This window comes from Nostoc sp. (assembly GCF_054880495.1).
In genome coordinates, this window is sequence record NZ_JBTYKD010000112.1 from 1 (window position 1) to 8,013 (window position 8,013).

General features: G+C 41.9%; 7 protein-coding genes. 3 read left to right on the forward strand and 4 right to left on the reverse strand.

Features of this window, described 5'->3' with window-relative positions:
* Positions 1 to 163: 163 nt before the first annotated feature.
* Together gloA2 and ACYTXL_RS12745 are read right to left on the reverse strand one after the other, a co-directional pair.
* A complete protein-coding gene (gene gloA2, locus ACYTXL_RS12740; protein ID WP_461925072.1) occupies positions 164 to 556 on the reverse strand; it encodes an SMU1112c/YaeR family gloxylase I-like metalloprotein in 393 nt (130 codons plus the stop codon).
* Positions 557 to 697: 141 nt separating this feature from the next.
* Positions 698 to 976 carry a hypothetical protein gene (locus ACYTXL_RS12745; RefSeq protein ID WP_461925073.1) on the reverse strand — a complete coding sequence of 93 codons (279 nt, stop codon included), beginning with the start codon at positions 974 to 976 and terminating at the stop codon, positions 698 to 700.
* A 60-nt stretch (positions 977 to 1,036) separates the two neighbouring features.
* Between ACYTXL_RS12745 and ACYTXL_RS12750 the strand changes: the two genes are divergently transcribed.
* Positions 1,037 to 2,590, forward strand: a complete 1,554-nt coding sequence (locus tag ACYTXL_RS12750) for a cation:proton antiporter (protein WP_461925074.1) — start codon at positions 1,037 to 1,039, stop codon at positions 2,588 to 2,590.
* Between the two features lie 382 nt (positions 2,591 to 2,972).
* Here the strand turns inward: ACYTXL_RS12750 and ACYTXL_RS12755 are convergent, their stop codons facing one another.
* Positions 2,973 to 3,542 carry a DUF3124 domain-containing protein gene (locus ACYTXL_RS12755; RefSeq protein ID WP_461925075.1) on the reverse strand — a complete coding sequence of 190 codons (570 nt, stop codon included), beginning with the start codon at positions 3,540 to 3,542 and terminating at the stop codon, positions 2,973 to 2,975.
* Between the two features lie 5 nt (positions 3,543 to 3,547).
* The gene (locus ACYTXL_RS12760) at positions 3,548 to 4,225 is read right to left on the reverse strand and encodes a potassium channel family protein (RefSeq protein ID WP_461925076.1); all 678 of its coding nucleotides are present in this window, start codon (positions 4,223 to 4,225) and stop codon (positions 3,548 to 3,550) included.
* A gap of 1,220 nt (positions 4,226 to 5,445) precedes the next feature.
* On the opposite strand from ACYTXL_RS12760, the gene ACYTXL_RS12765 reads away from it, so the two are divergent.
* Together ACYTXL_RS12765 and ACYTXL_RS12770 are read left to right on the forward strand one after the other, a co-directional pair.
* On the forward strand, positions 5,446 to 6,504 hold the full coding sequence (locus ACYTXL_RS12765) for a DMT family transporter (RefSeq protein ID WP_461925077.1): 1,059 nt from the start codon (positions 5,446 to 5,448) through the stop codon (positions 6,502 to 6,504).
* Positions 6,505 to 6,636: 132 nt separating this feature from the next.
* The gene (locus ACYTXL_RS12770) at positions 6,637 to 7,779 is read left to right on the forward strand and encodes a peptidoglycan-binding protein (RefSeq protein ID WP_461925078.1); all 1,143 of its coding nucleotides are present in this window, start codon (positions 6,637 to 6,639) and stop codon (positions 7,777 to 7,779) included.
* The last annotated feature ends 234 nt before the right edge of the window (positions 7,780 to 8,013 follow it).

Below are 8,013 nucleotides of genomic sequence, written 5' to 3' on the forward strand. Positions count from 1 at the left end.
GGCGACACGAGAGCCTTTGGTTACTGGGCTCTCGTGTCGCCCACCCCACAAGTAGTAGTAATTTATTTCTTGGAAGTCCCTAAGTACAATCTCTATTCCCCCTAATTACCGCCAGTCACCTTACCTTTAGTATCAGATAGTTTATATTCTCTGATGATCATATTTAAGTCGAATATTCATAAATCTCTAACGGCAAATTATCAGGGTCTTTAAAGAAAGTAAATTTCTTCCCTGTAATTTCATCAATTCTGATATTTTCTACTTCTAACCCTTTCGATTTTAAATAAAAAACAGTTTGCTCAACATCCTCAACTTTAAAAGCAATATGCCTTAAACCACAAGCTTCTGGTTTACTAGCCCGTTCTGGAGGATTTGTGAAAGAGAATAGCTCTATTTGGGTATTTTGTGCAACTTTTAAATCTAATTTATAAGAATTTCTTTCGGCGCGAAAAGCCTCTTGAATAATCGAAAAGCCTAAAACTTCTACATAAAAATTTTTTGAGCGATCGTAGTCAGAACAAATAATAGCTACATGATGAATACCAGTGGTTTTCATGTGTACTTCTCAAGCTACCAACCATTTACCTTTAGCACTTTTACCAGAATTTTACTAGTACACTGTGGCTGAAGTTTACCTAAAGTTGGACTTGACAAATGACACAATGATATGTTATGGGATTTTATTGCTCTGAGTTCATCAAGCACCTGTGTTGCAGTCTGACGGATAGAAATGATGACGATCGCTCAACCTATATGGACTGAAACTCCGGAAATTCGTGAAAGCGATCGCTAACCTGCAAAATGTTAAGTTATGAGGTTTTGCGGCAGTCATTACTTCACACCTTTCTTGCCAAATTGAGGCTAATCGACTGCTAATATTGGTGTCCTTTAATACTACAATTACTAAAGAGATAATCTGTTTATACCTATAAATGAAACTAAGTATTTCTATAGAGGCATTACAGAAATTTGACATTTGTATTACCTTTTTGGCAACGTTTATCAATGGAACTAAAATAAATTTTCAGTATCTTAAGTGAATGTTACCGAATTAATCAAGATTTCAATTATTCTCCTGCTCGTTGCCACTGGTGTAGCCCTGCTATCCCGTCGGTTACGCGTCCCTTATGTCACGGGTTTAGTGTTGGCTGGTCTGCCAATCACTGAGTTATTGTCTCGTCGCATTGGTTTAGACCCATCCCTGGTTTTGAATCTTTTCCTGCCAATTCTACTCTTTGAAGCTGGCATCAATACAGATGTCAGCCGCCTACGCAGCACGTTTAAACCAATTGCTCTCTTGGCTGGCCCTGGAGCTGTGCTTTCCAGTGCTATTATTGCCGTTCTGTTGAAATTTTTGCTGGGGCTGACTTGGATACCTGCTTTATTTGTAGGGGTAATGCTGGCAAATACTGATACAGTTTCAATAATTGCCCTATTTAAGGAAATACCAGTGCCCTCGCGGCTTTCTACCATCGTTGAAGGAGAAACCCTATTCAACGATGGCGCTGCCCTAGTTGCATTCAACCTGATTTTGCAAGTATATTCGACAGGTTCGCTGACGTTACTAGATGGAATTCAACAACTGCTATTGATAGCTCTAGGAGGCTGCCTCGTGGGGTTAGTCTTGGGTTACTTAAGCATACCTGTATTCGCCCGTTTAGATGATCCCCTTAGCAGTCTCTTACTGACGGTCGCAGTTGCATTAGCAACTTTTCAGGTTGGGGAATTTCTAGATGTATCAGGCGCTGTAGCTGTAGTTGTAGCTGGATTAATTTTTGGGAATCTTGGGCTGTCTCGCAATACTTCTGCTTCTAGTCGCATCACCTTGTTAAGTTTCTGGGAATATGCCGGTTTTACTGTCAACACCTTTATTTTTCTGCTGATTGGTGCAGAAATAAACCCAGTGACGCTCTGGAGGACTTTACCTGCTGTTCTTCTTACAGTTTTGGCGTATCAAGTCGGGCGAGTTCTTACGGTCTATCCTCTGCTGGCAGTGGTTCGTTGGTTTGACCGCCCAATTCCGCTGCGCTGGCAACATTTACTTTTTTTAGGTAATATCAAGGGTTCACTCTCAATGGCTCTGGCTTTGAGTTTACCTACCACATTGCCAGGGCGAGAATTCCTGATTACTTTAGTCTTCGGCAGTGTACTGGTGTCATTAGTCGGACAAGGTTTAAGCTTGCCTTGGTTAGTAAAACGCTTAAAATTATCTCAATTTTCAGAGACTCAGCACCAGGTTGAAGAATTGCAAGCTCAACTGATGACAGGTAAAGCAGCACAGGATGAATTAGATAGCTTGTTGAAGTCAGGGGTATTACCAAGAGCTATCTATGAAGAAATGCGCTCAACTTATCAGGTGCGAATAGCAGGGGCAGAAAAGGCGCTACGAGAATTTTATAATCGCCGTCCCGATGAGTTTGAAGCTAAAAGTGGTGGGCGCATTAAACTTGATGCTATTCGCCGTCGTTTACTGTTAGCCGAAAAAGGAGCGCTCAACGAAGCAATGCGTAAACGAATTCTCTCGGAAGATATTGTGCGAGGGCGGATACAAATCGTTGATGAACAGTTGCTCCGACTTGATGATGATTAACAAGTTTCGTGGGTTTAAGTTGCTTGAGCTTCTATAAGACTAGTATTTGATTTTTGAAATGCACGTAGTGGACTGTCTAGGCTAAAATAATGTATTAAACGTAGACGTAGGTTGGGTGGAGCGGAGTGCAACCCAACTGATTATCAGGATGTTGGGTTACGCAAAGCCTCCACCCAACCGACAATTTTTTTGCAACATTTTAGCCTAGCGGGTCCACTACAAGACTACCGATATTTTTTCAGAAATCAAATATGATTGCTATATCAAGCGGGGCAATACCCTGCGGGAAGCTAAAGCTACATGAATTGCCACTACAGCGTATAATTTTGCGTAAGTCCTAACGAATTACGAATTACGAATTACGAATTATTTTAATAGCTGTTCAAGACCCTTGTTTCGGCAATGAACGTTTATTGTTTTGACTTTTAATCACCTTACCACGACTGGTAAAAGAAATTCCTTGCTGAAAGTCAGTACCAATCATGACTGCCTCTACTATCGGTTCAGTTATTTCTGTTTGAGATACCCACTCTACAATAAAGTTGGCGCCTAAGCCACCACTGGTATCATTCGTATTAATAAAAAAATCTGTGGAAGCTAGCGCATCAAGTTGAATAGGACGCTCTAAATACTGCTTAACTAACTTCCCAGCCGAGTCATAGTAGCGCACAGAACTAATAATGATCGGATTGACCAAATCTGTGTTCCGAATACTGAGCGTAACCGCTAAATTAAAAATCTCCTGTCGATTGTAATGATAAATATGAGAATAGGCCGGTACATAAATGGTTTGACCCATTGCTATCTTGAAGTTACTATCTAAAGTCACTATCTTGTTAGATGGGGTTGGCTGACTAGTAACTGGTTGTGACTTTGGTGAATTTTGAATTGGTTTACAAGATGCAAGCAGAATAACTGCAATTACTAAATAAATATGTGGATACAGCTTCATCAAAACTATTTACAACCTTCAATAAAATTAATAACTTCATGTAAAGACCCTGGTTTGGTCACAATCAGTAGAGTCGAACCCGGTTTTATGACTGTACTGCCATTAGGAATCATTAAATCCTCGTGAGGGTGAGGTTGATAGCCGATAATCAGAGAACCATTGGGAAACCGAGAATCTTGAGCAATTTCGGCAACGCTACGATTGGCTACATAGCAACTGTTGGGAATAGAAAGTTTTAAAACTTCAATCTGTCCCTGCTCAAAATGCATCATTGATTCTACTTGCGGATACTCAATGGCATTCACCATTGTAGAAACTGCGAGTTCAACGGTACTAATAATATGGTTGGCTCCTGCTATACGCAGCGGCTCGGCAAAATCGGGGTGGCGCATTCGACTCAGAGTATGGCTAACACCGTAGTGTTTAGCGAGAGTTACCATTGCTAAGTTGAGGGCATCACTTCTGAGGACAGCTGCTAGAGCGTTGGCTTTACGAATCCCAGCTTCTAATAATACTTCTGTACTCACAGCACTGCCTTCAAAAGCCATCGCGCCGACTTGTTCACGGGCATATCGGCAGGCGGTAGGGTCAATATCAATGACGGCAACCGTATGCCCTAGTTCTACCAATTTTTGAGCCAAAGTAAGCCCCACTAAGCCTGCTCCACCAATTAGCACGTACATGGCTGCTCCTAATACTTAAAGACTTCTTATTTTACTTTAATTTAGGACTTACGCATTGACAATAAAGAGTAAATATGTATAACGTGAAAAGCCACATCATCCGTAAGGGTTTAGCAATGCTAAACCCCTACAATATGGTCTATTTACAATCAAAGGATAATTAATCAAAGCCGTAATCTGCGCCTTACCGTTCGTCGGGTGATTGAGTTATTAGCTTTGTTGCCTGATGTCTAAGCGATCGCATATTTAACTTAAATTTATTTAATCAGCAGAAAAGCATATTGCTTTCTTAAACCCTCAGCCTAGCGGGTTTTCTTTCAGCCATCTGGCTAACAGTTCGTTACTGGTATGGCTGGTACAGTTTGCACCCAGAATATCAAAGATTGCAGACTCAGAAAAACGCTAAAGATTAGTTGATTCCGCTATGATTAGCGAAGTTTTAGTAAATAGCATTTATGGATAACGATTTACTGGCTTTCTGTGTGGGTGCTGGGTTACTCATTCTCTATCTCATCTTTTCTGCATTAACTGAAATGGGGACTAAACTACCTTGGAAGAAATAAGCAGATGGGGCGATAAAGTTACTAAAAAGTTTACATTTCTAAATCTAATTGGGCTTGGAAAAAGAAGTAAACATCCTTTAGGCTGAGTTGATATATTTATTATTCGAGAGAGTGCCAAAGGCGCGATCCACAGAAGAACCACATTCAAATAATTCGTAATGAGTAATGACGCTCGATGACTCGCTAACGTAATTCGTAATTAAGTTTTGTGACGGGGATTCCAATTAGGCATCAAAACGTGCTGCCTGTAGAGGCAGGGGAATTAAACTGAACATACTTTGTTAAAATTGATTCGGCAACCTTTCTTGAGGTTTCTTTGGGCTATTCCATAAACCGTAAATTGTATTAAGAGAGACTTGTGTGTACACGGTAGCTCCTTTTTGGAGAGAGGTCAGAGTGTATTGCATACAAACGAAAAACTCTATAAGGGATTTCCAAGAAATAAATTATTCCATCTTCTGGGGTGGGCTGAAAAGCCCGCTCAGTAACCAAAGGCGGGGTTTTCAGCCCACCCCACAATAAATAATTGGATAAAATAATTGGATATTTTTTTATTTGGAAGTCCCTAAGGCTACGCGATCGCAAAACCATAATACAATTCGGTAAAATTGGGTAAAGCAATTTTTGCGCTTGTTAAACAAAGGCATCTGCAAACCCATGCAATTGAAACTCAGTGCATCTCAACTTCCCTTCTTGTTAATTGCTCCCTTTTTCCTATGGGGGACGGCAATGGTAGCCATGAAAGGAGTCATACCCCACACCACACCGCTATTCATGGCGGGAGTGCGTTTGATACCAGCAGGGGTGTTAATTCTGATTGCAACAGCATTCATGGGTAAACCCCAGCCGAAAGGTTGGGCTGCATGGCTGTGGATTGCCTTATTTGCTCTCGTAGATGGGACGCTGTTTCAAGGCTTTTTGGCAGAGGGATTAGTCAGAACCAGTGCGGGGTTAGGGTCTGTGATGATTGACTCGCAACCGTTGGCTGTTGCCTTGCTGTCGTTGTGGCTATTCCAAGAACACATTGGTTTTTGGGGATGGCTGGGGCTAGGCTTGGGAGTCGCAGGTATTAGTTTAATTGGCTTACCTGATGAGTGGATTTTACATTTTCTCGACTCAGGCGCAAATATTACAATTGGCAGCTGGCAAGATTTGTTTGCTAGTGGCGAGTGGTTGATGCTGTTAGCAGCGCTATCAATGGCAGTGGGAACAGTGTTGATTCGGTTTGTCTGCCGCCATGCTGACCCAGTAAGCGCTACGGGATGGCACATGATTTTAGGTGGATTGCCACTATGGGGAATTTCATCAGTTGTGGAATCTCAGCAGTGGGAGAATTTAGGAACATCTGATTTAGTGGCTTTGAGTTATGCTACCGTATTTGGCAGTGCGATCGCCTATGGGTTATTCTTCTACTTTGCCTCTAGTGGCAGTCTCACCAGTCTTAGTTCCCTTACCTTCCTCACACCCGTCTTTGCCCTACTATTCGGCAATCTTTTCCTCTCAGAAGTCCTCAGTCCGTTACAGTGGATAGGTGTTTTCCTGACTTTAATCAGTATCTATCTGATTAACCAACGTGATACTTTAGCAGCGCGAAACGATACAGTTACTGTCGGCGAAATAGCTAATATACCCCAACCAATTTTAGAAGCATCTGCTCAAAAATTGAACCCCATAACCCTAGCAGTCAGAGAATCGGAATCAGAAATTTTACCTTAACTCGTTAAAGGGAGATAAGGGATAATACCCAATGTCCAATGAAAAATGAAAAATGACAGTTAACATTTGGTCATCTAGAAGCTATTGTGGTATCGAAGACTTCAAAAGCACGTTCAGGCTGAAACTTGCAATATGAGGCTACGCCCTTCCTCAATCTTGATATTTATCTGTTTTTCTTGCCTGGGTTTTTACCCAAATCGCGCAAGTACAGCTACAGCTAACTTAGCACCTGAAATTTTAGAACTTGCACAAGCCAGTTCAATAGTTGCTGCTAGTCCGGTTGTTTTGAGTCCCAGTAGTCAAGGGTCAGATGTGCAGAGACTACAAACCCAATTAAAGCAGTTGGGATACTACAGTGGCATGGTAGATGGACAGTACAACGCCAGTACGGAAATCGCTGTAGCTAAATTCCAGAAAGCAAAGGGTTTAAAAGTAGATGGGATTACGGGTTTGGCGACTAAGGTGAGCCTGCAAGCAGCAATGGTGTCCAAAAATCAGATTATCACCTCTCCAATTGTCACTTCGCCTGCTGCGACTTCCAAGCCAACTGCAAAACCCAAGCCAACTGAGAGAGGTTTTGTCTGGTGGTTAATATTTGCCATCGGAGTTATAGGAATTATTGGCGCACTTGTTTACCTGCTGAGGTGGTTTCGTCAGGTCAAACAAGTGCAAAATTCCGAAATATCAAATATTAAAAGCTTGAGTGAAGCTCAGAAATACCCGATATTACCACCTTCACCAGAGACTGCAACTATTTTAGAAACAGCTACGCCACCATTCGCCACACAATTACTGCTACCAGAAAAAACTTCCCGCCTTGCTAAACTTAATATCGTTGACGCATTAATTCAAGATTTACGCAGTTCTGACCCAACGAAGCGACGCAAGGCTATTTGGGATTTGGGTCAGCAAGGAGATTCGCGGGCAATTCAGCATCTCGTTGACCTGATGATTGATGCTGATTCTCAAGAAAGCAGTTTAATTTTGGCAGCTTTGGCAGAAATTGGTATCCGCACACTCAAACCGATGAACCGAGCTTTAGCAATTTCAATCCAAGATGAAAGTCCCCAAGTTCGGCAAAATGCAATCCGTGACCTGACGCGCGTTTATGATATGATGAGTCAAATGAGTCAGATGTTGCACCATGCGTTAAATGACTCAGATGCCGATGTGCAAGCAACAGCACGATATGCTTTAACTCAGATGAATCGAATGCGCAGCTTGCCGGAACAACAGAGTCTACCGGAAGATTCGCACAACGATTCACCAGAATAAATAAGTCTAAAAATATTTCAACTGGATTTGGATATTGGTGTTCGGTCCCGACTTATGACAGTAGTTTTAGTCCGTTTTAACTGACTTTTGCTATAAGAAAAGGAACTTGAGTCCCTGGCGGTTCAAGTATTTTCGCAAGAGGTTTATTCTAGTCTAAGGGACTTCCAAGAAATAAATTACTACTACTTGTGGGGTGGGCGACACGAGAGCCTTTGGTTACTGGGCTCTCGTGTC